Source organism: Dickeya zeae NCPPB 2538 (assembly GCF_000406165.1).
GTDB classification, from domain to species: Bacteria; Pseudomonadota; Gammaproteobacteria; order Enterobacterales; family Enterobacteriaceae; genus Dickeya; species Dickeya zeae.
The window spans coordinates 3,001,852-3,026,408 of record NZ_CM001977.1 but is presented as its reverse complement, the minus strand read 5'-3'; the positions used below and the strand labels follow the sequence as shown (position 1 = coordinate 3,026,408).

General features: G+C 55.0%; 21 protein-coding genes. 14 read left to right on the top strand and 7 right to left on the bottom strand.

Going from position 1 to position 24,557, the window contains the following annotated elements:
- The first annotated feature begins 113 nt into the window (after positions 1–113).
- From fadI to sixA, 3 genes are all read left to right on the top strand, one after another.
- Positions 114–1,427 carry an acetyl-CoA C-acyltransferase FadI gene (fadI, locus tag DZE2538_RS13245; protein WP_038917190.1) on the top strand — a complete coding sequence of 438 codons (1,314 nt, stop codon included), beginning with the start codon at positions 114–116 and terminating at the stop codon, positions 1,425–1,427.
- Positions 1,424–3,616 (top strand): fatty acid oxidation complex subunit alpha FadJ, encoded by a 2,193-nt coding sequence (gene fadJ / locus DZE2538_RS13240; protein ID WP_038916532.1) that lies wholly within the window; start codon positions 1,424–1,426, stop codon positions 3,614–3,616. Before fadI ends, fadJ begins: the two co-directional genes overlap by 4 nt.
- 946 nt (positions 3,617–4,562) lie before the next feature.
- The gene (gene sixA, locus DZE2538_RS13235; protein WP_019844036.1) at positions 4,563–5,063 is read left to right on the top strand and encodes a phosphohistidine phosphatase SixA; all 501 of its coding nucleotides are present in this window, start codon (positions 4,563–4,565) and stop codon (positions 5,061–5,063) included.
- Between the two features lie 77 nt (positions 5,064–5,140).
- On the opposite strand, the gene smrB is transcribed toward sixA, so the two are convergent.
- A complete protein-coding gene (gene smrB / locus DZE2538_RS13230) occupies positions 5,141–5,683 on the bottom strand; it encodes an endonuclease SmrB (RefSeq protein ID WP_012885447.1) in 543 nt (180 codons plus the stop codon).
- 262 nt (positions 5,684–5,945) lie between these two features.
- Between smrB and prmB the strand changes: the two genes are divergently transcribed.
- The 6 genes from prmB (at position 5,946) to DZE2538_RS13200 (ending at position 10,632) form a co-directional block, all read left to right on the top strand.
- A complete protein-coding gene (gene prmB, locus DZE2538_RS13225) occupies positions 5,946–6,878 on the top strand; it encodes a 50S ribosomal protein L3 N(5)-glutamine methyltransferase (RefSeq protein WP_038916531.1) in 933 nt (310 codons plus the stop codon).
- A 72-nt stretch (positions 6,879–6,950) separates the two neighbouring features.
- On the top strand, positions 6,951–8,036 hold the full coding sequence (aroC, locus tag DZE2538_RS13220; protein WP_012885445.1) for a chorismate synthase: 1,086 nt from the start codon (positions 6,951–6,953) through the stop codon (positions 8,034–8,036).
- Positions 8,037–8,120: 84 nt separating this feature from the next.
- Positions 8,121–8,951, top strand: a complete 831-nt coding sequence (gene mepA, locus DZE2538_RS13215; protein WP_023640260.1) for a penicillin-insensitive murein endopeptidase — start codon at positions 8,121–8,123, stop codon at positions 8,949–8,951.
- Positions 8,952–8,954: 3 nt separating this feature from the next.
- Positions 8,955–9,755 (top strand): sulfite exporter TauE/SafE family protein, encoded by an 801-nt coding sequence (locus DZE2538_RS13210; RefSeq protein WP_012885443.1) that lies wholly within the window; start codon positions 8,955–8,957, stop codon positions 9,753–9,755.
- Positions 9,755–10,318, top strand: a complete 564-nt coding sequence (locus tag DZE2538_RS13205) for an elongation factor P hydroxylase (RefSeq protein WP_012885442.1) — start codon at positions 9,755–9,757, stop codon at positions 10,316–10,318. Before DZE2538_RS13210 ends, DZE2538_RS13205 begins: the two co-directional genes overlap by 1 nt.
- Before the next feature lie 35 nt (positions 10,319–10,353).
- Positions 10,354–10,632, top strand: coding sequence for a YfcL family protein (locus DZE2538_RS13200; protein WP_019844033.1), 279 nt, complete (start codon positions 10,354–10,356; stop codon positions 10,630–10,632).
- A 64-nt stretch (positions 10,633–10,696) separates the two neighbouring features.
- On the opposite strand, the gene DZE2538_RS13195 is transcribed toward DZE2538_RS13200, so the two are convergent.
- Entirely contained in the window at positions 10,697–11,590 is an 894-nt protein-coding gene (locus tag DZE2538_RS13195) for a LysR family transcriptional regulator (protein ID WP_016941126.1), read from the bottom strand.
- Positions 11,591–11,778: 188 nt separating this feature from the next.
- On the opposite strand from DZE2538_RS13195, the gene DZE2538_RS13190 reads away from it, so the two are divergent.
- The 3 genes from DZE2538_RS13190 to DZE2538_RS13180 all read left to right on the top strand — a co-directional run bounded on the left by DZE2538_RS13190 (position 11,779) and on the right by DZE2538_RS13180 (position 14,783).
- Complete coding sequence (locus DZE2538_RS13190) at positions 11,779–13,197, top strand: coniferyl aldehyde dehydrogenase (RefSeq protein WP_023640258.1); 1,419 nt, start codon at positions 11,779–11,781, stop codon at positions 13,195–13,197.
- A 92-nt stretch (positions 13,198–13,289) separates the two neighbouring features.
- Positions 13,290–13,967 (top strand): type 1 glutamine amidotransferase domain-containing protein, encoded by a 678-nt coding sequence (locus DZE2538_RS13185; protein ID WP_019844031.1) that lies wholly within the window; start codon positions 13,290–13,292, stop codon positions 13,965–13,967.
- Between the two features lie 186 nt (positions 13,968–14,153).
- Positions 14,154–14,783: a glutathione S-transferase family protein gene (locus tag DZE2538_RS13180; RefSeq protein ID WP_038914310.1), complete on the top strand. Its 630-nt coding sequence runs from the start codon at positions 14,154–14,156 to the stop codon at positions 14,781–14,783.
- A gap of 162 nt (positions 14,784–14,945) precedes the next feature.
- On the opposite strand, the gene DZE2538_RS13175 is transcribed toward DZE2538_RS13180, so the two are convergent.
- Together DZE2538_RS13175 and DZE2538_RS13170 are read right to left on the bottom strand one after the other, a co-directional pair.
- On the bottom strand, positions 14,946–15,290 hold the full coding sequence (locus DZE2538_RS13175) for a hypothetical protein (RefSeq protein WP_019844029.1): 345 nt from the start codon (positions 15,288–15,290) through the stop codon (positions 14,946–14,948).
- A gap of 272 nt (positions 15,291–15,562) precedes the next feature.
- Positions 15,563–17,230 (bottom strand): methyl-accepting chemotaxis protein, encoded by a 1,668-nt coding sequence (locus DZE2538_RS13170; RefSeq protein ID WP_038916530.1) that lies wholly within the window; start codon positions 17,228–17,230, stop codon positions 15,563–15,565.
- 237 nt (positions 17,231–17,467) lie between these two features.
- Here DZE2538_RS13170 and DZE2538_RS20910 point away from each other — a divergent pair, with 237 nt between their 5' ends.
- Positions 17,468–17,689, top strand: coding sequence for a hypothetical protein (locus tag DZE2538_RS20910; RefSeq protein ID WP_152486143.1), 222 nt, complete (start codon positions 17,468–17,470; stop codon positions 17,687–17,689).
- 363 nt (positions 17,690–18,052) lie between these two features.
- On the opposite strand, the gene mnmC is transcribed toward DZE2538_RS20910, so the two are convergent.
- Positions 18,053–20,080, bottom strand: coding sequence for a bifunctional tRNA (5-methylaminomethyl-2-thiouridine)(34)-methyltransferase MnmC2/FAD-dependent 5-carboxymethylaminomethyl-2-thiouridine(34) oxidoreductase MnmC1 (gene mnmC / locus DZE2538_RS13165; protein WP_038916529.1), 2,028 nt, complete (start codon positions 20,078–20,080; stop codon positions 18,053–18,055).
- Positions 20,081–20,238: 158 nt separating this feature from the next.
- Between mnmC and fabB the strand changes: the two genes are divergently transcribed.
- Positions 20,239–21,459 carry a beta-ketoacyl-ACP synthase I gene (fabB, locus tag DZE2538_RS13160; RefSeq protein WP_019844026.1) on the top strand — a complete coding sequence of 407 codons (1,221 nt, stop codon included), beginning with the start codon at positions 20,239–20,241 and terminating at the stop codon, positions 21,457–21,459.
- Between the two features lie 103 nt (positions 21,460–21,562).
- Here the strand turns inward: fabB and flk are convergent, their stop codons facing one another.
- Complete coding sequence (flk, locus tag DZE2538_RS13155) at positions 21,563–22,774, bottom strand: flagella biosynthesis regulator Flk (RefSeq protein WP_038916528.1); 1,212 nt, start codon at positions 22,772–22,774, stop codon at positions 21,563–21,565.
- A gap of 265 nt (positions 22,775–23,039) precedes the next feature.
- Positions 23,040–24,557: a tripartite tricarboxylate transporter permease gene (locus DZE2538_RS13150; protein ID WP_038916527.1), complete on the bottom strand. Its 1,518-nt coding sequence runs from the start codon at positions 24,555–24,557 to the stop codon at positions 23,040–23,042.

Genomic DNA, 24,557 nt, shown 5'->3' with positions numbered 1-24,557 from the left:
GGAAGCGTGGCCGGGTTCGCTGTTTGGTATCAGCTTGTTTGCATAATGTAATCTTCAGGTTAACAATGATTTCAAACCTCCTCGACCTCTGAAAAGGGATGAACCTCATGGTTATGCGCGAAGTCACGCCGTTGCTCACCCGGCGCGGCGATCGGATTGCGATTGTCAGTGGATTGAGAACCCCGTTTGCCCGGCAGGCGACGGTATACCATGGCGTTCCGGCGCTGGAGTTGGGGAAGCTGGTGGTGAATGAGTTACTGCTGCGTAGCGGTGTTGAACCAGAGCAGGTGGACCAACTGGTCTTCGGACAGGTGATTCAGATGCCTGAAGCCCCCAATATTGCGCGTGAAATTGTGCTGGGTAGCGGCATGAGTGTGCACACCGATGCTTACAGTGTTTCCCGTGCCTGCGCGACCAGTTTTCAGGCGGTGGCTAACGTGGCGGAAAGTATTCTGGCTGGCACTATCGATATCGGTATTGCTGGTGGCGCGGATTCGGCGTCGGTGCTGCCGATTGGCGTTAGCAAAGCGCTGGCGCACACGCTGGTGTCTCTGTCTCGGGCCAAAACACTCAGCCAGCGGTTAGCGTTGCTGGCCCGATTGCGCCCCCGGGATTTACTGCCAGTAGCGCCGGCCGTCGCGGAGTATTCCACCGGCTTGCGAATGGGGGATACCGCTGAGCAGATGGCGAAAGACTACCGCATCAGCCGCGACGCGCAGGACGCGTTCGCTCACCGTTCCCATCAACGGGCGGCACAGGCCTGGGCTGACGGTGTGTTACGTGATGAAGTGATGACGGCCTGGGTGCCGCCGTATAAGCAGGCCATCAACGAAGACAACACCATTCGGCGTGACAGCGCGCCAGAACAGTATTCCCGCCTTAACCCCGCCTTTGACCGTCGCTACGGTAGCGTAACCGCGGCTAACAGTTCACCGTTGACTGATGGCGCTGCGGCGGTGTTGCTGATGAGCGAATCACGGGCCAGCGAACTGCGCCTGACCCCACTCGGTTATCTGCGCAGTTATGCCTTTAGCGCGATTCCGGTACAGCAAGACATGCTGGCCGGGCCTGCGTATGCCACGCCACTGGCTCTTGACAGGGCAGGCATCCGGCTTGATGACCTGACGCTGATTGACATGCATGAAGCCTTTGCTGCTCAAACGCTGGCCAACCTTCACCTGTTCGCCAGTGCAGAGTTCGCCCGTGACAAACTGGGCCGTAGTGCACCGTTAGGTGAGGTGGATGAGGCGCGTTTTAATGTCCGCGGTGGTTCGATTGCTTACGGGCATCCGTTTGCGGCAACCGGCGCGCGGATGATCACCCAAACGTTGCATGAATTGCGTCGACGGGGCGGTGGGTTAGGCTTGGTGACCGCTTGTGCGGCGGGTGGTCTGGGCGCAGCGATGGTGGTGGAGGTGGCGCAATGACGGAGCAGTTAGGGATGGACCAAACGGATGAGCGCGGCACCCACGCCGCTTTCCAACTGACATTTCGCCCTGACCACATCGGGGTGCTTACCGTGGATGTCCCCGGTGAAAAAGTGAATACCCTGAAAGCGGAGTTTGCTGAGCAGATGCAAGCCGTGTTGTCACAAGCCCGGCAGTACAACGGCTTGCAGGGGCTGATTATCCTGTCAGGAAAACCCGCGTCGTTTATTGCAGGCGCGGATATCGGCATGTTGGATGACTGTGCCGATGTAGCCAGCGCGCAGAAGCTGGCTGAAACCGGCCAGCACACGCTGGAGGCGATCGCCCATCTGCCGTTCCCGGTGGTGGCGGCTATTCATGGTACCTGTCTGGGTGGGGGTCTGGAACTGGCACTGGCGTGCGACTATCGGCTCTGTACCGCCGATGACAGCACCCGCCTCGGGTTACCGGAGGTGCAGTTGGGGCTATTACCGGGGGCGGGGGGGACTCAACGCCTTCCGCGCCTGATCGGCGTAGATCGTGCGCTGGAGTTAATACTCACCGGGCGACAACTGCGCGCTGCACAGGCACGGCGTATCGGATTAGTTGATGAGGTGGTGGCTCCCGCCGTCTTGCTGGAGGCGGCGCTGGGTTTTATTCGCCGGGGTAAACGGCCGGTGATCTCACCGGGCTGGCGACACCGTTTACTGATGCTGCCGTATGTTCGCCGTTGGCTGTTTGAGCGGGTGCGGCGACAGACGCTGGCAAAAACCCAGGGCAACTATCCGGCGGCGACGCGCATCATTGAGGTGGTGCGCTGTGGTCTGGAGCAGGGGCGTCAGGCGGGGTATCAGGCGGAGGCACGCGCCTTTGGGCAACTGGTCATGTCGCCGGAATCCGTGGCATTGCGGCGGTTGTTTTTTACCACCACGGCATTGAAAAAAGATTTTGGTGCGCCGGTTGCACCTGGCCCATTACGCCGTGTCGGCGTGCTGGGCGGCGGGCTAATGGGGGGCGGTATCGCCAGTGTGACGGCGCTGAATGGTCAGTTGCCGGTAAGGATTAAAGATATTCATGAACAGGGGATCACCCAGGCATTACACAGTAGTTGGCAACGGCTAAACAAGCAGGTGGCCCGTCGGCGTATGACACCGGCAGAACAGCGGCGACAGATGAGCCTGCTCTCCGGTGGCACCGATTATCGGGGGTTTGAGCATGTTGATGTGGTGGTGGAAGCGGTATTTGAGGATATCGCACTCAAACAGCAGATGGTTCGGGAAATCGAGGCGGTCACGCCACCCCATACCGTGTTTGCCACCAACACGTCATCGTTACCCATCCATCAGATTGCTGCCGGTGCCAGCCGTCCTGCGCAGGTGATTGGTCTGCATTACTTTAGCCCGGTGGATAAGATGCCGCTGGTTGAAGTCATTCCCCATGCCGGAACCGATGAGGTGACGTTAGCCACCACGGTGGCGCTGGCGAGAAAGCAGGGCAAAACGGCGATTGTTGTGGCGGATAAAGCCGGGTTTTACGTCAATCGCATTCTGGCACCTTATCTGAATGAAGCGGCTCGCTGCCTGCTGGAAGGAGAACCGGTAGAGTCGATTGACCGGGCGTTGGTACGTTTTGGTTTTCCCGTTGGTCCGTTTACCTTGCTGGATGAAGTGGGGATTGATGTGGCGATGAAAATTGTACCCGTGCTGGTCGCCGAACTGGGGGAGCGATTCTGCGCCCCTCCGGCACTGGAGGCGATAGCCAGAGATAACCGCAAAGGGCGTAAGAACGGGCGGGGGTTTTATCGCTACGATCTGTCTCGCTATGAGCAGTTGTGCAACTGGTGGCGTCGACAGCATAAAGTCTCTGATAGCCGTATCTATCGCTTGCTGGATGTCACGCCAACCGCGCATCTGGACCCGGCGTTGATGACGCAGCGCTGTGTCATGATGATGCTCAATGAAGCGGTACGTTGTCTGGATGAAGGGGTGATTCGTCGCCCTGGGGAGGGGGACATCGGCGCAGTCATGGGCATTGGGTTCCCACCGTTTCTGGGCGGGCCGTTTCATTATATGAATCAATTGGGTATCACGACGGTGGTCGGTACCCTGCGGTCACTGCAAAAGCAGTACGGCGATCGGTTTGCCCCTGCTGAAGGGCTGCTCCGGCGGCAGTCTGAACAAACCCGTTTTATCGATGACTCAATGAGTTAAAAACCTGTTCCGTTAGGGCTGATTTACTTGCCGTTTTGGTATAAGCCCCACAGGGTAAAGGCAGAGTCAGCCCCACGTTGCGTTATCTTGTTTATTCTCTCCCCCGATAGGGTGAATAAAGAGGGTAATGCATTGGAAACAGGTTTTTTGAATGACTCAACCCGATCTTGTTTAAAAAATATCATTATTTCATGACGAGAAAGCCTTCGCTGAATTTAATTTTTGGTTAAGGCTTTTAATTAATAAACGCATTAAATACAAAGACGAATTTTTTGAGGGTGTCTATTTTATCTTCTTGAAAAATAGTATTTTTAATTGGGTTATTTATAGTCTTCCTTTTACCCGGAATAACAATTCCCTGAGTGCTGGGCATAATACCGCGCTGAACTATTTAAATATGTTGTATTCGTTGCCAGTGTTGTCTGTGTTTACTATGAGTGAGGCAGCGTCTTTTTTCCAGCATTTCCCATGTTAATAAGATGAAAAAGTGTAAAAGTGTCATAAAAATAAAACCGGTGTCGGTTTGTTCTGTATTATGAGAGTTTGTAATTTTTTTATCTGAATAAAAATTATATCGCAGTTTAAAATGTTGCTAACAGAGAGGGAATTGATGGTGAATAGCATATTATGATGTGCTCATACTGATTTTCCCCTGATAAAAGCAAGGTTAATTGCCTGAAAATACGGGATGTTGGCGGTGCCGACGCGAACGTAATGGTAGGGTGGGATGACAATGGCGGTGCTCCATACAGGGGGTTGGTTGCGATTCCCTGACAATTGGGGTAAAAAAATGCGCTTTGCGTCGGTCAAAACACCATCAGCAAGACGAGGGTGGTCTCCGACACCAGGCTGTGACCTGTCGCAAAACGGCGTTGTGCCGATTCAGTTAATCTACAGCTATCCCCAGGGATTTATTGCCCTTTTTTCATCAATATAGCGGTGTAATATGCAAGTTTTTATCATGCGTCATGGTGATGCCGTACCTGACGCTGCCAGTGATGCACTCCGGCCGTTAAGCCGTCGGGGAGATGAAGAATCGCGTCAGATGGCAGCCTGGCTTAACGATCAGGCGATTGATATTGAGCGGGTACTGGTGAGTCCCTATGTGCGGGCTCAACAGACGTTACAGGTCGTAGCAGAAGTCATGCCATTACCGGAAGAGAGTGAATGCCTGCCGGAATTGACACCGGGCGGTAATGCCGAATTAGTGTGTGACTACCTGCTGGCGCTGGCAAAAGAAGGCACCAGCGCCGTGCTGGTCATATCTCATCTGCCGCTGGTAGGGTATCTGGTCGCTGGGTTGTGCCCGGCTGAGAATGCGCCCATGTTTGCCACCTCGGCCATTGCCTGCGTCGAACTGGATGATGCATCCGGAACTGGCGTTTACCACTGGCAGGTTTCCCCTTCTCAGTTAGCCGCTAAAGCAGCCAAAGCAGCTAAACTCTGAGTCGTCAATGCCCCGAGCGGTGAGCCGCATCGGGGTGAGGGTGGCTATAGCTAACAAGATGCGTCGACGATCAGTGGTTATTCATCGTCAGCGCTTTCTTGTGCCACCAGTACCAGCAAGGCGGCATCACCGCCAAATTCTTTCGGTGCCTGATGGAATGCCAACACATCCGGGTGCTGTGCCAGCCACAGCGGCGTTTGTTGTTTGAGAATATGTTTACCATGACCGTGCATCACGCAGGCACAGTAAACATGTTCGCGCTGACAGGCGGCCAACAATGCCCCGAGTTCCTGTTTGGCCTCCAGTTGCGTCAGCCCGTGTAAATCCAGAAACAGCTCCGGTGAGTAATCTCCCCGGCGCAATTTCTTCAACTCATAATGGCTGGCACCAGGACGGATATAACGTGTCGGCCCGTCGTTTTCCAGTTGCGGTTGAAATTCATCCGAAAAATAGAAACTGGCGTCCACCTGTTCCTGAATCATTCGCCGGGGCGGCAGTACGCCGGGTTTATGACGAACCGGACGGTGGACATAGGTATCCTGACGCAACCGGGTGGCACCCGCTACCGACGTGCGGAAAAGCGCCTGTTCCTCGTCATCAAGCATGAATTTTTTTTTCATTAGTGCGTTACTCTGCCTCGTCGCCGTTCTGTTTCAGAAGAGAAATACGGTATCGGTATAGAAATACGGTATCAATGTAGTCTACCTGTTCCGTGTCGGTGGCTAAACAAAACCTTATCATTCCTTGTCCATTCCCCCGACTGTTTCCCCGGCCCGCGCCGTCTGGCGGTGATATCTGCTGATTTGTCGCCGTCTTCATGGCAAACTATCGCTATCACAGAAACATGCGATCACAAGAAACAGTCGTTTGCGGAGAACACACTTGGACAAAATTTTCGTCGATGAGGCGGTCAACGATTTGCATACCATTCAGGATATGCTGCGCTGGGCGGTGAGCCGGTTTAATGCCGCCAATGTCTACTATGGCCACGGTACCGATAATCCCTGGGATGAAGCGTTACAGTTGGTGCTGCCCTCGTTGTTTCTGCCGGTCGATATTCCCGAAGACATGTACCATGCCCGGCTGACCTCCAGCGAGCGTCATCGCATCGTTGAGCGCGTGATTCGCCGCGTCAACGAGCGTATTCCGGTGGCCTATCTGACGAATAAAGCCTGGTTCTGCGGACTGGAGTTTTACGTTGATGAACGCGTGTTGGTCCCCCGTTCACCGATTGGCGAGCTGATTAACCAGCGCTTCGCCTCGCTGTTGCCGACTTCCCCGCGGCATATTCTCGATTTGTGTACCGGTAGTGGATGTATCGCCATCGCCTGTGCGCAGGCTTTCCCTGAAGCAGAAGTGGACGCGGTGGATATTTCCGCCGATGCACTGGCCGTCACCGAGCAGAATATTCAGCATCACGGTATGGAATATAACGTGACGCCGATCCGCTCCGATTTGTTCCGTGAGCTGCCTGCGATTCAATATGATCTGATTGTGACCAACCCGCCGTATGTTGATGAAGAAGACATGGCCGACCTGCCGCAGGAATACCGCTTCGAGCCGGAACTGGGGCTGGCGGCAGGCAGCGACGGCCTGGCATTGGTGCGTCGCATTATGGCGTGCGCGCCGGACTACCTGGCGGAAGACGGGGTGCTGATTTGCGAAGTCGGCAATAGCATGGTGCATGTGATGGATCAGTACCCAGACATTCCGTTCACCTGGCTGGAGTTCGACAATGGCGGCGACGGTGTGTTTATGCTGACCCGCTCTCAATTGCTGGATTGTCAGGCGCATTTCAGCGCTTACCGGGATTAATTATTCTGCAGGATGGCGCGCGGTGTGTTCCCGTCCGCCGTCTTGATGTTTTTTCAATGCTAAGGAGCCGTGATGGCAGGAAACAGTATTGGTCAGTTTTTCCGTGTCACCACCTTTGGTGAATCCCACGGTATTGCGTTGGGATGTGTGGTGGATGGCGTACCGCCGGGTATTCCGTTAACCGAGGCCGATTTGCAGCACGACCTGGATCGTCGTCGTCCGGGGACGTCCCGTTATACCACCCAGCGCCGTGAGCCGGATCAGGTACGCATTCTGTCTGGGGTATTTGAAGGGGTGACGACGGGCACCAGCATCGGATTGCTGATTGAAAATACCGATCAGCGTTCACAGGATTATAGCGCCATCAAGGACGTATTCCGTCCGGGTCATGCCGATTACACCTATGAGCAGAAATACGGTATCCGCGATTACCGTGGCGGTGGCCGTTCTTCTGCCCGTGAAACGGCGATGCGTGTGGCTGCTGGTGCTATCGCCAAGAAATACCTGCAACAACAGTATGGCGTGGCGATCCGTGGCTATCTGGCGCAGATGGGTGATGTGGTGTGCGAACTGAAAGACTGGGAGCAGGTAGAGCAGAACCCGTTTTTCTGTCCGGACCCGGATAAACTGGAGGCGCTGGATGAACTGATGCGTGCTCTGAAAAAAGACGGTGATTCTATCGGTGCGAAGGTGACGGTGGTGGCAGAGTCCGTCCCGCCGGGACTGGGTGAGCCGGTGTTTGATCGTCTTGATGCTGATCTCGCCCATGCGCTGATGAGCATCAATGCGGTTAAAGGTGTGGAGATTGGTGACGGCTTTGCCGTGGTCAACCGTCGCGGCAGTGAAAACCGCGATGAAATCACCCCGGATGGTTTTCAGAGCAACCATGCTGGCGGCATTCTGGGCGGCATCAGTAGCGGCCAAACCATTTCCGCCCATCTGGCGTTGAAACCGACATCCAGCATTACCGTGCCGGGCCGTACTATTACCCGCGACGGTGAAGCCACGGAAATGATCACCCGCGGTCGACACGACCCTTGCGTGGGGATCCGTGCAGTACCGATTGCCGAAGCGATGATGGCGATCGTGTTGATGGATCACCTGTTGCGCCAACGGGCGCAGTGTGCCGATGTGATCTGTCAGGTGCCGCGCTGGTAAGGCGGTAATACACCGTTTTTGCAGGCCACAACGAACGACATCAACAAATCGAATTACAACAGTAGATCGAATGACGACAATAGAATGAAAACAAACTGGATTGGGATGGCTGCACTGCTGTTTTGCAGCGCCGTGCTGGCGAAAACACCGTGGCAGGAGATAACGCATCCGGTGGCAGGCCAGCCTCAGGCTATCGGCGCGTTTGCCAATGGCTGCATCGTCGGGGCACAGCCGCTGGCGTTGCAGTCGCCTGATTATCAGGTGATGCGTGTTGATCAACGGCGCTATTTTGGTCACCCGGACCTGCTGGCGTTCATCCATCGGCTTAGCGCCACAGTCCATCGCACTACCGGTGGTACGGTGTTGATCGGTGATATGGGTATGCCAGCTGGTGGGCGTTTTAGCAGCGGCCATGCCAGTCATCAGTCAGGTCTGGATGTGGATATCTGGTTACAGCTGCCCCGCCAGCGCTGGAGCCAGCAACAACTGTTGCAGCCACAACCGCTGGACCTGGTCCTGGCGGATGGTAAAAACGTCAACCCGCGCGTCTGGTCGCCAGATGTACTGAAACTGGTGAAAACCGCGGCGCAGGATAACGACGTCACGCGTATTTTTGTGAACCCTGCCATCAAAAAGCAACTGTGTCTGGAAGCGGGGAGCGATCGCAACTGGTTGCACAAGGTGCGGCCGTGGTTTGCTCATCGTGCCCATATGCATGTGCGTTTGCGTTGTCCGCCGGAAAGTCTGGAGTGTCAGGAACAGGACGCACCGCCAGCAGGCGATGGGTGCGGTGCTGAACTGAACAGTTGGTTCCAGCCGCGTCAACCGGGTACACAAGCGCCGGTGAAAACAACGCCGCCGCCGTTACCGCCATCCTGTCAGGCATTACTTGATCGTCATTTGATTGCGGACTAATTCATGGAATGGTTTGTTGTCGGGCCAGATATTCTGGCCTTGTTGTTTTTGGCTAGCGTGATTGCCGGCTTTGTCGATTCAATCGCTGGTGGCGGCGGGTTGTTGTCTATCCCGGTGTTGCTGGCGGCGGGGCTTTCCCCGGCACAGGTACTGGCGACCAATAAATTGCAGGCGGTGGGGGGATCGTTTTCCGCCAGCCTGTATTTCATGCGCCGCAAAGCGGTGGATATGAAAATACTCAGGCTGACCGTGCCGCTGACGTTTCTGGGCGCGGTATTCGGTGCCTGGCTTATCCAGCAGATTCATGCTGACTTTCTGCGCAAATTGCTGCCGGTGCTGGTGATTGGCATCGGCCTCTATTTTTTGCTGATGCCGAAAGTCGGTGGCGAAGATCGGCATGCCCGTTTGTCGTTGCTGCCGTTCTCTTTGTTAGGCGGGGCCTGCGTCGGGTTTTACGACGGCTTTTTCGGGCCGGGGGCCGGGTCGTTTTACGCGCTGGCGTATGTCACCCTGCTGGGGTTCAATCTGGCCAAAGCTACCGCACACGCCAAAGTACTCAACTTCACCTCCAATTTTGGCAGCCTGCTGTTTTTCATGTTGGGCGGTCAGGTGGTGTGGGGGGTGGGTCTGGTGATGCTGGTGGGGCAAATTATCGGTGCTCGCCTGGGCGCCAGAATGGTGCTCACCAAGGGACAAAAACTGATTCGCCCGATGTTGGTTGTCATGTCTGCCCTGATGAGCATTAAATTGATTCACGACAACCACGGCAGCGAGATTGCTCGCTGGCTGGGACAGCTATTTTGATGACGATGTTGACTGACACTGAAAGTACTCACCATTACGAACAGTTGATCACTATTTTCAACCGGTGTTTTAGTGAGCAATACAATACCCGTCTGGTGAAAGGCGATGACGAGCCTATCTACCTGCCGGCCGACGAACAGGCGCCGTATCACCGCATTGTGTTTGCGCATGGATTTTATGCCAGCGCGATGCACGAAATTTCGCACTGGTGTATTGCCGGTGAAGAACGGCGCAAATTGGTGGATTTTGGTTACTGGTACTGCCCGGATGGGCGTGATGCCGAGACGCAGAGCCAGTTCGAAGTGGTGGAAATCAAACCACAGGCGCTGGAATGGATGTTTTGCGTCGCGGCCGGGTTCCCGTTTAATGTCAGTTGCGACAACCTCAGTGGCGATGTTGATCCGGACCGTATCGCCTTTCAGCGCCGGGTACACGCACAAGTGATGGTCTATCTGCAACAGGGCGTACCCAGTCGGCCTGCGCGTTTTATCGAGGCGTTGCAGGACTATTACCACACCGCGCCGCAAACGGCGGCGGACTTTCCTTATCCAGCCGATCTGTGATGTTCGGCAACGACTCCAATAACTAAGGACTATGAATGATCGCAGAATTCGAGGCGCGCATCCTGACGCTGATTGACAATTTGGTGGAGCACGGCAGTGATGATGAGCTGTTTGCCAGCGGTTACCTGCGTGGTCACCTGACGCTGGCGGTGGCGCAAGTCGAAGCGCATGACGAGCAGACCGCACAGGCGCTGCATGCACGGGTTCAGGAAAGTCTGGACCAGGCGATTAAAAACGGTGAGTTGTCGCCGCCTGATCAGGCGCTGGTCGCCCAGGTGTGGGAAGCGCTTTACCAGCAGGCGCAACGGCCTTAATACCGCTCAGGCCGACATGGGCGATGCCTGTTTCGGCCTGCCAACGCATTTTTACGCGGGGTCGTTAGCCGTGCTTTTGCCTTAACCGGAACAACAACGCCTGCCGGGCATGGGCGACGCGTGGCTGACGCAGTGCACTCGGTTGCCAGAGTAAATAGTAACTCCGGCTGGCCCGTGCTACCGGCGCGGGAATTTCAGCCAGTTCTCCTCGCTCGATATACGGTGTGCAGAGATAAGCCGGGAGCGCGCTCCAGCCAAATCCCTGGCACAATAAACTGCACAGTGCCCGTAAGTCCTGCCCGACCATGGCCGGAAGAATAGCGGGTGCCTGTACCCGATTAGCGGCAAACCAGTTATCGATAAGCGGCAGTGTCAGGCTGTAGGCCAGCAACGGCTCGGTTTGCATGGCTGCCAGCGTATCCGGTGTATTCAGCAGACGTTTGACCACCTGCGGTGCGGCGACCGCCATGATTTCATCGGTCAGCATCAGTTCGCTTTTTAAACGCGCGTCATTCGCCGGGGCCGCTGAGATCCCCAGGTCGCAATACCCTTCGATAAGACTTTGGGTAATCACGTCATAATCCCCGGTTTGCATGCGGATGCGGACCCCCACCTCCAGCAGCGGCAACAGCTGCTTAGCCACGACTTCGGCCAGAAAATCCGCATGACCAATAATTTGTAGCGCCCCGGCCAGTTCCAGCGAACGCGCCTTTGCCGATGCCAGTGCGTTTTCCGCCTCATCCAGCCTGTCACCAATATCTGCCGCCAGTTCGTCAGCAACCGAGGTTGGTACGACCCCACGCGTTTGGCGCGCAAACAACGGATGCCCCAGCGATGCTTCCAGACCAGCGATATGCTGCGATACCGCAGGCTGCGTCAGGTTCAGCGTGCGGGCGGCACCGCTAATGGAACGCTGCCGATACACCTCAATAAAGGTTCTTAGCCGAACGAGAGACATAGACTACCCATAAAAATTTTTATACCTATACCCAAATATGCTAGTTGGTCACAGCACATTAACATCAGTAAAGTGCGCTCTATCAAAGCATAACTGTCTTTTACCAGAAAATCGCCTTGCGAAGAGCAAAGAAAATTTATACCCGCAGGGCAGAAAAGACGGTACCCCCTTTTTAAGGAGCGACTACGGTGTCATTAGTACAAACAAGCAACGATTTAAAAGCGATACTGCAGACCATGAAGAATGCCCATATCGCCAATGGGCCTGCCGATGCGGCGCTACGTCGTGACCGGTTGGTACGCAGCGCTCAACTGATTCGGGAGAATTATGAATCGCTCAGCAAGGCGATGAGTGCGGATTTTGGTCATCGCAGCCGCTATCAGTCGCTGGTGGCGGATATGGCGACAACGGTAAAAACGCTGGAGCATGCCGCAGAACACGTTGCGCAGTGGATACAGCCGGAGTTTGTCGACAGCCCGATGCCGGGAATGCAGAGTTGGATACAGCATCAACCACTGGGCGTTGTTGGGGTGATAAGCCCATGGAATTTTCCCATCAATCTGGCGTTTGGCCCGCTGGCTGGTGTCTTTGCCGCGGGTAACACCGCCATGCTGAAACCTTCCGAGCTGACACCTGCCACCTCCGAACTGCTAGCTGAGCTGATCGCACGCTACTTTGACCCACTGGAGCTGGAAGTGGTGCTGGGGGATGCCACCATCGGCGCGGCATTCAGTAGCCTGCCGTTTGATCACCTGGTCTTTACTGGCAGTTCTGCTGTCGGGCGTCATGTCATGCGTGCTGCCGCAGAAAATCTGGTGCCGGTGACGCTGGAGCTGGGGGGCAAATCACCGGTGGTTATCGACCATGACGCCGATATCAGTTTGGCCGCGCAGCGTACCCTGACGGTGAAAACCTTCAATGCCGGGCAGATTTGCCTGTCTCCGGATTATGTCCTGTTGCAGGACGCGCAGATTGACGCCTTTGTTCATGCCAGCAAAGCGTTTATGACGCAGGCATTTCCGACGCTTCAACACAACCCGGACTATACTGCCATCATTTCGCCGCGGCACTATGAGCGCCTGATCGCGCTGTTAGCTGATGCGGCAAGCAAAGGGGCGACACTGGTGAGCCTCGCGCCATCGGGTGAACCGGACACGGATGCCGCGTCGCGCAAAATCGCGCCACATCTGGTACTGAATGCTACCGATGATATGCACATCATGCAGGAAGAAATTTTCGGACCGCTGCTGCCGATACGCACCTGTGCGTCACAGGAGGAGGCGATAGCGTATATCAATGCCCATCCTCGTCCGTTAGCGGCGTATTACTTTGGTCAGCAGGCTGAGCGGCAAAACACATTCGCAGAACGTACCACCTCCGGTGCACTGGTGATTAATGATGTCATGACGCATGCCAGTATCGACGCGCTGCCGTTTGGTGGCGTCGGGGCTTCCGGTATGGGGGCGTACCACGGTATTCACGGTTTTCGCCGTTTTAGCCACGACAAGCCGATTGTGGTCCAGAATGAAGAGGGGACATCCAGTCTGCGCCTGCGAGCACCCTATAGCGATAAATTGTCTCAGCTTGAAGCGTTTCTGAAGGGCTAATTCTGAACGGTTCATGCATTTGAACGAACAATGGTTTTTAACGGTTAACGTAAAGCACCCGCGACATAAAGGGTGATGTGAGGAGAATGACAATGAAAGTATTGATGGTATTAACATCCCACGACCAACTGGGAAATACGGGTAAAAAAACCGGTTTCTGGCTCGAAGAGTTTGCCGCACCTTACTATGTGTTTAAAGACGCGGGTGCCGAAATTGTACTGGCATCGCCTGCGGGTGGGCAGCCACCACTGGATCCGAAAAGTGATTTGCCGGACTTTCAAACTGAACTGACCCATCGTTTCAAAGCTGACCCCGCCGCTCAGCAGGCACTGGCATCGACGGTAACACTGGACAGCGTCCGCATGGAGGATTTCGACACAGTATTTTATCCGGGTGGGCATGGCCCGTTGTGGGATCTGGCCGAGTCAGCCACCTCGATTGCACTTATCGAAGCATTCGAACGGGCGGGTAAACCTATCGGCTTCGTGTGTCATGCGCCTGGCGTATTGCGCCATGTCAAAGCCGCTAATGGTGAACCGCTGATCAAAGGCCGTCGGGTCACCGGGTTTACCAATTCGGAAGAAGCCGCGGTGGAATTAACCGATGTGGTTCCGTTCTTGATTGAAGACGAGTTTCAAAAACTGGGCGGCGAATATAGCAAAGGCCCTGACTGGCACCCCTATCTGGTGGAAGACGGTAAGCTGATAACCGGTCAGAACCCGGCCAGCTCGGAAGCAGTCGCCCACGCATTGTTAAAGCAACTGGCTTAATTGGCTAAACCTAGAGCCTATTACAGTAGGCGTTATTGGCGCAGCTAGTTTGGACTCGGACAGCGCGGAGAACCCGGAGCGTACACGGAGTACGTGAGGAGTTCGAGCACTGCCCAGGGCCAAAATAGCAAGTGAAATAGCCCTAATGGGATAGGCTCCTAATCGGCTAAAAAGGAAATCGGCAGCATGGTCATAAAGCTACATCATCTGAATGAATCTCGCTCTACGCGTATCCTCTGGTTGCTTGAAGAGGCACAGCTTCCTTATGAGCTGATCCGCTATCAGCGTAATCCGCAGACACAACTGGCACCGGAAGAATTGAAGGCGATTCACCCGTTGGGTAAATCACCGGTGGTTGAGATTGATGGCAAGGTGGTTGCCGAGTCAGGGGCGATTGTTGAGTACATCATTCGTCGATACGCGCCACATCTGGCGCCTGACGAACAGGACGAGAGCTATGTCGAGTATCTGCAATGGATCCATTTTGCGGAAAGCTCCGCCATGCTGCCGGTGTTACTGAAAGTCTTTAACCAGTTTGAGAAGAAAAGCGGCCAGACACTGCATTTTCTGGATGACTATGCTGACACGGAATTCAGAAAAGTATTTTCTTATCTGGACGACTACCTTGCTTCACGCGAGTTTATTGTCGGGCAGCACCTGACCGGGGCCGATTTTATGCTGGGGTTCGTGGTGCAATTGGTCATCGAGCGGTTTAATTTGGGGCAGCAGTATCCCCATATTGCCCGTTATGTGGCGCGTCTTGCTGACACACCAAGCTGGCAACGGGCAAAACACCTGGATTCCACCCCGACATAACGTGCCATCGCTGGGAGGCTGTCAGAGTCTCCCGGCGACGATGCGCTAAGTGAGTAGGATCCCCTGGAAAACCGTCGGCCTGATAATTACAGATGGCTGACGGTTTTTCGTGGTTGATGGCGCTTATAGGTGATAGCGCTTATAGATGACGTCCTGCTCCATCTAGCAAAAGCGTTCCACCTCAGACAACGTTCGGATATTAATGAGCAGGTTTTCAAACAGCCGTAACGCAATACCAATACTGTTGATGTTGTAATAGAGCGCGGCATCATGCTGCTGCAAATAATGTTCGAATGTCGGTTTAGTGAGCATTTTGCTGATAGCAATCTGGCGTAAGCTCACGTGGCGGCAATTGTTGAGATAACTCTCGAACGATCGGTAATCGCTGTTGAGCAACTGCGCCAGCAAGGTCGTGAGCTGTTCAAATTCATCAACCAGCAATGCATGGTTGTCCCGGTTTTCCCTGTCGTGTTCGTCGCAGCGCATATTGTCTTTGTCGCAGTGCATAATGGTTGTTTTCCTTATTGTGTTATAGAACCTATCCCAATAAGCAATTTTCTCGCCATCTTGCCTCTGGCTGGTGCATCAACTTCCGCGCACTTAACCGTTATGGATGACGTGTACATGCGGCACCGATTACACCGGTTGGGAGAGGTTCTTTACCGGTTATCTGCGGTGGATACCGGTCCATCGCACCAGAGCAGGCTCTGATGCGATGGATTTCAGGCGGGTGGAAACCCCGCGTTAATCAAAACGTTGATAGTGGAAAGCGTCGGTTATCAGAAACTTTCCCAACTTGTTTCCCCGGCGGTGGCGACACGCTTTTTGGTCGGTGACAGAAGGCGTTGCGCGGGGGCCGATGGTGCTGATGGCGTGCCACTGGCAGCCAGTGCCGCCGCCGCATGATGACCGACGGTAAACTGTCCTACCAGTTGGTTTAAGATCAGCGCTTGTTCCTGCAAGGATTGCGATGCCGCTGAGGCTTCTTCCACCAGCGAGGCGTTTTGTTGCGTGACATCATCCATCTGGTTGACGGCCTGATGCACCTGGTCAATCCCTTTGCTTTGCTCTTCGGTGGCAGCGGAGATTTCACTCATCAGGTCGGTGACTTGCTGAATGGCCTCTTTCATGGACGACATTTTTTTGCCCACATCGCCCGCCTGCTCGGCACCGGTCAGGATCAGCGCGTTGGAGGTATCAATCAAGTCCTTGATTTCACGAGCCGCGGTAGAGGAACGTTGCGCCAGCGTACGCACTTCACCAGCCACAACCGCGAACCCACGCCCTTGTTCCCCGGCACGAGCGGCTTCCACGGCGGCGTTCAATGCCAGAATATTGGTTTGAAACGCGATGCCTTCAATCAGGGCGATAATATCGGTGACTTTACTGCCGCTGGTGCGGATCTTATCCATGGTATCGAGCATGGTCGCGACCGCGTCGGCGCTGTTGACAGATATCTGGCTGGCATTGCCTGCCAGCATGCTGGCTTGTTGCGTGTTTTCCGCGTTCTGACGTACGGTTTCGCTGATTTCCGTCATGCTGGCGGCGGTTTCTTCGAGTGAAGCGGCCTGCTGCTCCGTGCGGGAAGAAAGGTCTTCGTTACCCGCTGCGATTTGCGTTGCGGCGCTGCCAACCGATTGCGCAGAAACACTGACGGAAGCCAGTGTGCTGGCGACCCGCTGCATCAGCGCATTAAACGCCCGTGCGGTGATGCCGATTTCATCTTTACGCTGGTCGTCCGCTTTGAGAGTCAAATCCAGCGTTGTGCTGGCTGTTTCCATCACCTGGCTCATGTTGCTGAGGCTGTTGCGGATGCTCAAAATCGTTTTGATCGCCAGGAAGCTGGTCAGCAACAGTGTCAACAGCGCACCACTTAATAGGCTTATCCAGCTCTGGTTATAAATGCGGGTGTTCGTCTGGCGCAGCTCATCGCCGATTTTGACATTCAAATCGACCTGTTTACGGTAGGTGATGAGGATGTTGCGCAGGGCCTCACCGACTCCCCCCTCGCCTTGCAGCATACCCAAAGAGAGATCTTTCTGATTGGATTTTGCCGCCGTCAAAAAGGGCGGTAACGCCGACTGCAATTTTTTGGCATTGTCCATTGCAGCGAGGGCCAGCGCTTTATCTTCATCATTGGAGATATCATTCTTCATATAGTAGTCATTGAGTGACTTGATATCCTCAAGGGTTTGATTAATGCTTTGTTCTATACCGGGTAATTTACTGCTGTCTGGCGTGGTTTGATAACGGTAGAGAAAAAGCCCCAGAGCGTTGCTTTTATCCACGGCGTTATTCAGGTCCTTAATACTGGCGACAGCATTATCCTGCATATAGTCGGCGCGAGCTTGAAAGCCGGATAACAATGACAGGGTAATCACAACCAGTGCGATAAGTGCCAGAGATAGCAGCGAAAACGTTAGTAACAGGCGTTGCGTAATATTCATAACCTCTCCGTTTTATTCCTGTGATGCGTCAGATTGCAGGTGTACTGGCTTTATTATTTTGCCCCTTCATGGGCATCGCCCTGTGGGGTCGTGGTACGCGGTATTCAATATTGTTGCTATAGACCGCGTCGCTTTTTCTCATCGCTTGATTGACGTTATTGTCAGAAGGGCTACCGTGCCACTACGTCGTAAGGATCATCACGTGTCCCAGGCTGAAAGCGCAGTGGGGGAGTCGTGATGAAAATGCCAGATTGGGTTCTGCAACCCGAACTTTTGGGATACAGCTCATCGTGTAAAGCGTTGCTGAATCGTGGCGTGCCTGCGCCGGATAGGCCACCGACAACACGTGATTCATTAGCTATTATCGGCATTGAAACCGGTGTCTTGATAAGTTTGATCGAAAAAACCATTCAATGTGAAATAATTGATATGCTTTTCATATCGATATGGCGTTATTGATCGTCAAAATCATTCGTAATCCCTATCAACACCCTGCATGGAAGAAAACGTTTGCGTAGCTAACCGGATGAAAAGAAAAATAAAACACCCGTGAGCATCCGTATGCCATGCAATACTAATGATAGAAGGTCTTATGAGTGGTGGTGGAGTGATAAGGTCCACCGAATGCAGACACGCATTGTGCTATACATCAATGATGCTACATATCGATGGGTAATCACATCTGAGCTGTTGCGCGAGATAATCGGGCGGTGTTTTCCTTGCGGCTAACGACAGCCCGCGTCTTGGTATCGCTTAGCGCCCGTCCCAGTAGGCCAGAGTGGCAAGTGGAATAGCCCTAATGGAATAGGCGCTGGTTCTGTACTAACGGGTGTGTGGGCTTTTGCCTTTGAGCAATTTTCTCACCCAAAAACGATTGGGGTGCAGCGCTGCCAGCGTATCACTTGCCAGCGGCAATGGTTCGCCAAACAGTTGCGAGGCCAGGATCTCGGCCGCTAAGGGTGCTGAGCATAAACCGCGCGATCCTAATGCGCCAATCAGATAGAGGTTCGGCCAGGATGGCGCCGGTTTCACCACGGAACCAGCAGCAAGCTGTTCCGGCAGGTCCTGATAGTCCGCCAACGTTTGGTGATAATCCGGCACCTGACCGAGTAGTGGCAGATGATCACGGATGGCGCAGCGTACGCCACATCGTGCCTGTTGCCCGGAGATGTCTATCGACGTCGGCCAGTCACAGTCGGGCAGGCAGTCAATCAGCCGCTGGCGATTCTGCTGTTGATCGGTTTCGCGGTAGTCGGTGCTGGTGTCGCCACGGTGATAACTGGCACCGATACAGTGTGTCTGGTGACGCGGACTCACCGGCGTCAGGTAACCGTCATAGCACAGTACCTGACGCAACGCAGACAGCGCCGGGGTGCCAGGAATGTGGCTGACCTGACCACGTACCGCATAAACGGGCAGGTGGCGCGTGTGTTCCCAGTCGTTTATCTGATGGCCGTTTGCCAGTACTACCGTGGCATGTTGCACCTGCCGCCCATCTGCCAGTGTCAATTGCCAGCCGTTGTCAGTAGGCGTGAGTGCCGTTACATCGGTCGATAAATGAACCTGAAGTCCCTGCCGACAAGCCAGCGCGCAGGCGGAGGCGGTCAGTTCGGACGGGCATAGCCAGCCGCCTTGTGGGTAGGTGATACCGTGGGTGTGCAACGCGACACCCGCCTGCTCGGCCAGATGGTGGGCATCAACCGGTCGCACCAACGTATCGGGCCAGTTGCCTGCCAGAATCTGTGTTATCTTACGCGTGCTTTTTTCATCGTAGGCCAGTTGGCTGACGCCACACCAGTCATGTTCAAACGCCACGCCTTGTGCCGCGAGGTCGTCATAGCAGCGACGGGCGAAGCCGAACGCAGCGGCGAAGAACCCTGACAAGGCATCCTGCTTGTCGTTCAACAGCGGATAGAGTGCTCCCTGGCGATTGCCGGAGGCGCGTAGCCCTACCTGATCGTCGGCGCAATACAGTGTGACCCGTGCGCCTCGTCGCAGCAGGGCGAGCGCGGTGAGTACGGCGGCAATGCCACCGCCGACGATGGCCACCTCCTGCGGGGTGGTGGTGGCCGGGCGTGCATACCAGGGCGTAGGGTGTAACGGTTCAGTACTGTGTGACACGGTGCCGCACAGCATTTCCCGCTTCTGCCCGAATCCTTTTATTTTACTGACCTGAAAACCGGCCTGTTGCAGACCCCGGCGAACAAAACCGGCGGCGGTGAAGGTAGCGAAGGTGCCCCCGGTTCGGCACAGACGCGCCATTGCGCTAAACAACGCATCGGTCCACATGTCCGGGTTTTTGGCCGGCGCAAACCCATCCAAAAACCAGGCGTCGACACAGCGTGTCAGGCTGTGGTCCAGCGTCGGCAGCAGGGTGTTGACATCACCGAACCACAAATCCAGCGTGATGCGCCCCTGCGCCAGGATCAGCCGATGGCAGCCGGGTAGCGCCAGTGGCCAGTGCTGGCGTAATTCCTCGGCGAACGGTGCCAGTTCTGGCCAACTGGCGTGCGCGGCGGCAAGGTCTGACTGGCGCAGCGGAAATTTCTCAAAACTGATGAAGTGTAGGCGTTGTACTGCGGCCTCCGGCTGCTGCTGGCGACATTGCATGAATGCCTGCCACAGGGTCAGGAAATTTAGCCCCGTGCCAAAACCTGTTTCCGCCACGGTAACGACCGGGCCTGCATTTTCCAGGAAACGCTGTGGAAACCCATTGCCCTGTAAAAAGACATAGCGGGTTTCCGCCAGACCGTCCTGGTTGGAGAAATAGACGTCATCAAATTGTTGCGATACAGGTGTACCCTGAGCGTTCCAGTTCAGGTCCGCATGCTGGATGGAAGGGCTTGTCACGACAACTAACTCATTATTCAGGCGATGGCGGGATTCTAGCGAGTGGTTTATTAAGTCGCAAATTTGAGAAAAGTTAGTCTGATCGGACTTGTTCAGCTTACAACTGTACGCTAAAGTGCGGAGCTAAATCCAAACTCTACAAGCGGAAGAGGTATTGAATGAAACGTGCGGTGATTACGGGTCTGGGGATCCTGTCCAGTATCGGTAATAACAAAGAAGAAGTGCTGGCATCCCTGCGTGAAGGCCGTTCTGGCATCACTTTCTCTCAAGAGCTGAAAGATTCCGGCATGCGCAGTCACGTCTGGGGTAATGTCAAGTTAGATACAGCAGGCCTGATTGAGCGTAAGATCGTGCGTTTCATGAGCGATGCTTCCATTTACGCTTATTTGTGCATGGAAGAAGCCGTCAAGGATTCCGGTCTGGCTGAGGAAACTTATCAGAACAACCCGCGTGTGGGGTTGATCGTCGGTTCTGGCGGTGGTTCCCCGCGTTTCCAGGTGTTTGGCGCTGACGCTATGCGTAGCCCGCGCGGTCTGAAAGCCGTGGGTCCGTATGTGGTAACCAAGGCGATGGCCTCCGGTGTTTCCGCCTGTCTTGCCACGCCGTTCAAAATCCACGGCGTGAACTATTCCATCAGCTCTGCTTGTGCGACCTCCGCACATTGTATCGGCAACGCCGTTGAGCAGATTCAGATGGGCAAACAGGACATCGTATTTGCCGGTGGCGGTGAAGAGCTGTGCTGGGAGCTGGCGTGCGAGTTTGACGCCATGGGCGCGCTGTCCACGAAGTACAACGAAACGCCGGAACGCGCTTCCCGTACTTATGACGCTGATCGCGACGGTTTCGTGATTGCTGGTGGCGGCGGTATGGTGGTAGTGGAAGAGCTGGAACACGCGCTGGCACGTGGGGCGCACATCTACGCAGAAGTGGTTGGCTACGGCGCTACCTCCGACGGCGCCGACATGGTCGCACCGTCAGGCGAAGGCGCAGTACGCTGCATGAAGCTGGCGCTGCAGGATGTTGATACGCCAGTGGATTACATCAATACCCACGGTACGTCAACGCCGGTAGGTGATGTCAAAGAACTGTGGGCTATCCGCCAGGTGTTCGGCGACAACGTTCCGCCAATCTCTTCTACCAAAGCGATGACCGGTCACTCACTGGGTGCTGCTGGTGTTCAGGAAGCCATTTATTCACTGCTGATGCTGGAGCACGGTTTCATCGCGCCAAGCATTAACGTTGAAACACTCGACGAGCAGGCTGTGGGCATGAACGTGGTGACCGAACCGACTGAGCGTAAGCTGACGACAGTGATGTCCAACGGCTTCGGTTTCGGTGGTACCAACGCGGTGCTGGTGATGCGTAAATACGCACAGTAAACCACCAGAATCTTGTGATTGCGTAAAAATACCGGGCTTGCCCGGTATTTTTTTGCCTGAAGCTGGCTGACCGCCTATCCCGAACGCTTGGCTTGGCGAAGCGTCAGAGCAATACCCACATCAGCAACGCCACGACCACTACGGCGACTAACGCCAGACCAATAGGTTTATTGACCAGCGCCCGCCACTCCTGTGGTAACGCCATGATCAGCGGGTTGATAAACGGCTGCATGGGTGGGGTGGTAGCGTCTTGTATCTGTTGCAACCGCCGCCGGTACAGAAAAGTCACCACATCGCTAACCTGTGAGGGGGTGAGCGGCATTTGCGGCGTGAGGTTCAGGGTATTACGGGTGAAATCCTGCAACAGTTGCTGTTCTTGTTGGTCGAGCGGTTGTTTTAGCGCGGCTTGTAACGTCTGCAACGTGGTCGGTGTGTGCTGCTGTAGCAGTGCGCTTTGTGTGTTAATGAACTGACTTAACGCGTGAAAATTCTTCGCCGGTATCGGGTCGCCGATTTTTAATCCCTGCATGTCCATCAGCGTATGCCAGACTTTAGCGGGCGATTCACCGCTCAGAGCAACCAGTTTGGCAACCAATTGGTTAAGCTGGTTGTGTTCTGCGGGTAACAAGGCGCGGTCCAGTAAGGCGGCTGTTGAGGTATTGGTACCCAACCCGCCTGGTGCCACGCCAGCTTGTAACATCGCCGCCAGTTGCTGGGATGTTTGCGGCAAGGGGGAGGGGATCGTGGTCGCGGTAGGCGTTTGTGCCAACGGGAGTGTCTGCCCGTTAGCGGTATTGCCAAATGATGACGCGGCGTTACCGTCCGTAGACAACAGCGTAGCGGCCTGAGGTAACTGGCCGTTTTGCAGCAGCGTCACCACCAGTTTCAGTTGTGAAGGCGTCAGTGAACTCAGCACCGTGTGACCAAACTGCTGGCGGATAAAGTCGCTGGCCGCCTGGCGGTTATTCCCTTGCGATAGCAGGCTGGTCAATTGTTGCAGCAACTGGCGGGTATCCTGTGAGCCCTGTACTGTGCTCAGCCGGTTTTGCAAACTTTGTTCGGCGGCCGGAAACTGGCTGGCGAGCAGTTCCGCATTATTCTTGTTACCCAACTCTGCGCGCACGGTTGCCCAGACTTCTGCGGGTCTGGCACCGCTTAGGGTGGAAATCTGCGTTACCAGCTTTTCCAGCGTGGTTCGTTGTGCCAGCGTCAGCGGAAGGTCATCCGTCTGGGATGTCGCGGTTTTTGACAGCGTGGGGTCCAGCGTTTTTTCTCCCGGCAGGGAAACATTACCGGGATTACTGATCGGTTGCATGCTGCTCTCCTTACCGTAGCCGCGTGACGGATTTCGCCTCAACCCGATGACGTTATCACCATGATCGGTGTTATCTGCATGTTTATTGTCATCATAACAACGGTGCGGTATTCCCGATAGTCGTGGCGTATGAACAGGTTAATATTTCGTTAAGCAGGGCAAAAAGGCGAGAAAACGCAGAATGGGCGTGACGTCAGCGTTTCCAGTGGGCAACGCAGCACGCGGGGTGAAGAACCCACGTGCTGCGCTAGAGATTACGGTGATGTTATGTGCGCGGGACGGACTGAAGCTGAGTACGGCGATGTCGCCAGCGTTTCAATACCGGCGGCACCACCAGAATCAGCACCGCCATCCCCAGTAACGTCTGGCTGATGTGCCCTTCCCACAGGATGGATAACCCGCCGTTGCTGATGGACAATGCCCGGCGCAGGTTCTGCTCCAGCATTTCACCCAGCACAAAACCGAGGATCAGCGGCGACATCGGGAAGTGCATTTTGCGCAGCAGGTAGCCGAACACCCCCAGTCCGACCATCAGTAACAGGTCGAAGGTAGTACTGTGTACGGCGTAGACGCCAACCGCGGAAATAGCAGCAATCGTCGGTACCAGAAACCACATCGGAATCGCCAGCATACGGGTAAACAGGCCAATCATCGGCAGGTTGAGCAATAACAGCATCAGGTTACCGATCAGCATAGCGGCGATAAGCCCCCAGACGATATCCGGCTGCTCGGTAAACATGGCCGGCCCCGGCGTTATATTGTACAGCGTCAGTGCGCCCATCATCACTGCGGTGGTACCCGAACCGGGAACACCCAGCGTCAGCATCGGGATAAATGAACCACAGGCGGAGGCGTTGTTAGCCGCTTCCGGTGCCGCCACGCCGCGAATGTCACCTTTACCAAAACTGTCACTGTTGCCGCTGATTTTCTTCTCCGTCATCCAGGCCATCGCGCTGGCGATAGTGGCACCCGCGCCCGGCAGGATGCCGACAAAGAACCCCAGCAATGAGGAGCGTAATGTCGCCCCGATGCACTGCATACCTTCCCGGGCGTTAAACAGCATGCGCCCGGTCGCTCTGGTCAGCTGTTGTCCGCTACCGGTTTGTTCCAACATCAGCAGGATTTCGCTCACGGAAAACAGGCCAATGACCACCACCACAAACTGAATCCCGTCTGACAGGTGGACACTGTCGAACGTGAAGCGGTAGACGCCGGTGTTGGCGTCCACACCGACTGTCGCCATCGACAAGCCGATCAGCGCGGCCAGAAACGATTTCAGTGGGTTGTGACTCATCATGCTGCCAAGGCAGGCGATGGCGAACACCATCAGCGCGAAGTATTCCGCCGGGCCGAATGCCAGTGACCAGTTAGCCAATAGTGGCGCAAACAAAATGATACCGAGGATCGCGATACTGGAACCGACAAACGAACTGACAGCGGAAATCGACAGCGCCACGCCTGCTTTACCTTGTTGCGCCATCGGGTAGCCGTCAAGGGCGGTCATGATTGCCCCGGCATCGCCCGGGACGTTAAGTAGAATGGAAGAAATACGTCCGCCGTATTCACAACCGAGGTAAACAGTAGCCAGTAGAATCAGCGCCGATTCCGCTGGCAGTTTCAACGCGAAAGCCAGCGGCATCAGAATCGCCACACCGTTAATCGGGCCCAGACCGGGCAACAGCCCGACAACGGTACCGATAAAGCAGCCTATCAGCGCAATCATCAGGTTTTGCGGTGTCATCGCCACCGCAAAACCTTGCATCAGAAAAGACCAGATATCCAT

Coding starts and splice junctions, on each gene's coding strand:
- fadI (WP_038917190.1), top strand. CDS start 114: ATGCGCGAAGTCACGCCGTTGCTCACCCGGCGCGGCGATCGGATTGCG.
- fadJ (WP_038916532.1), top strand. CDS start 1,424: ATGACGGAGCAGTTAGGGATGGACCAAACGGATGAGCGCGGCACCCAC.
- sixA (WP_019844036.1), top strand. CDS start 4,563: ATGCAAGTTTTTATCATGCGTCATGGTGATGCCGTACCTGACGCTGCC.
- smrB (WP_012885447.1), bottom strand. CDS start 5,683: ATGAAAAAAAAATTCATGCTTGATGACGAGGAACAGGCGCTTTTCCGC.
- aroC (WP_012885445.1), top strand. CDS start 6,951: ATGGCAGGAAACAGTATTGGTCAGTTTTTCCGTGTCACCACCTTTGGT.
- mepA (WP_023640260.1), top strand. CDS start 8,121: ATGAAAACAAACTGGATTGGGATGGCTGCACTGCTGTTTTGCAGCGCC.
- DZE2538_RS13210 (WP_012885443.1), top strand. CDS start 8,955: ATGGAATGGTTTGTTGTCGGGCCAGATATTCTGGCCTTGTTGTTTTTG.
- DZE2538_RS13205 (WP_012885442.1), top strand. CDS start 9,755: ATGACGATGTTGACTGACACTGAAAGTACTCACCATTACGAACAGTTG.
- DZE2538_RS13200 (WP_019844033.1), top strand. CDS start 10,354: ATGATCGCAGAATTCGAGGCGCGCATCCTGACGCTGATTGACAATTTG.
- DZE2538_RS13195 (WP_016941126.1), bottom strand. CDS start 11,590: ATGTCTCTCGTTCGGCTAAGAACCTTTATTGAGGTGTATCGGCAGCGT.
- DZE2538_RS13185 (WP_019844031.1), top strand. CDS start 13,290: ATGAAAGTATTGATGGTATTAACATCCCACGACCAACTGGGAAATACG.
- DZE2538_RS13180 (WP_038914310.1), top strand. CDS start 14,154: ATGGTCATAAAGCTACATCATCTGAATGAATCTCGCTCTACGCGTATC.
- DZE2538_RS13175 (WP_019844029.1), bottom strand. CDS start 15,290: ATGCACTGCGACAAAGACAATATGCGCTGCGACGAACACGACAGGGAA.
- DZE2538_RS13170 (WP_038916530.1), bottom strand. CDS start 17,230: ATGAATATTACGCAACGCCTGTTACTAACGTTTTCGCTGCTATCTCTG.
- DZE2538_RS20910 (WP_152486143.1), top strand. CDS start 17,468: ATGAAAATGCCAGATTGGGTTCTGCAACCCGAACTTTTGGGATACAGC.
- fabB (WP_019844026.1), top strand. CDS start 20,239: ATGAAACGTGCGGTGATTACGGGTCTGGGGATCCTGTCCAGTATCGGT.
- flk (WP_038916528.1), bottom strand. CDS start 22,774: ATGCAACCGATCAGTAATCCCGGTAATGTTTCCCTGCCGGGAGAAAAA.
- DZE2538_RS13150 (WP_038916527.1), bottom strand. CDS start 24,557: ATGGATATCTGGTCTTTTCTGATGCAAGGTTTTGCGGTGGCGATGACA.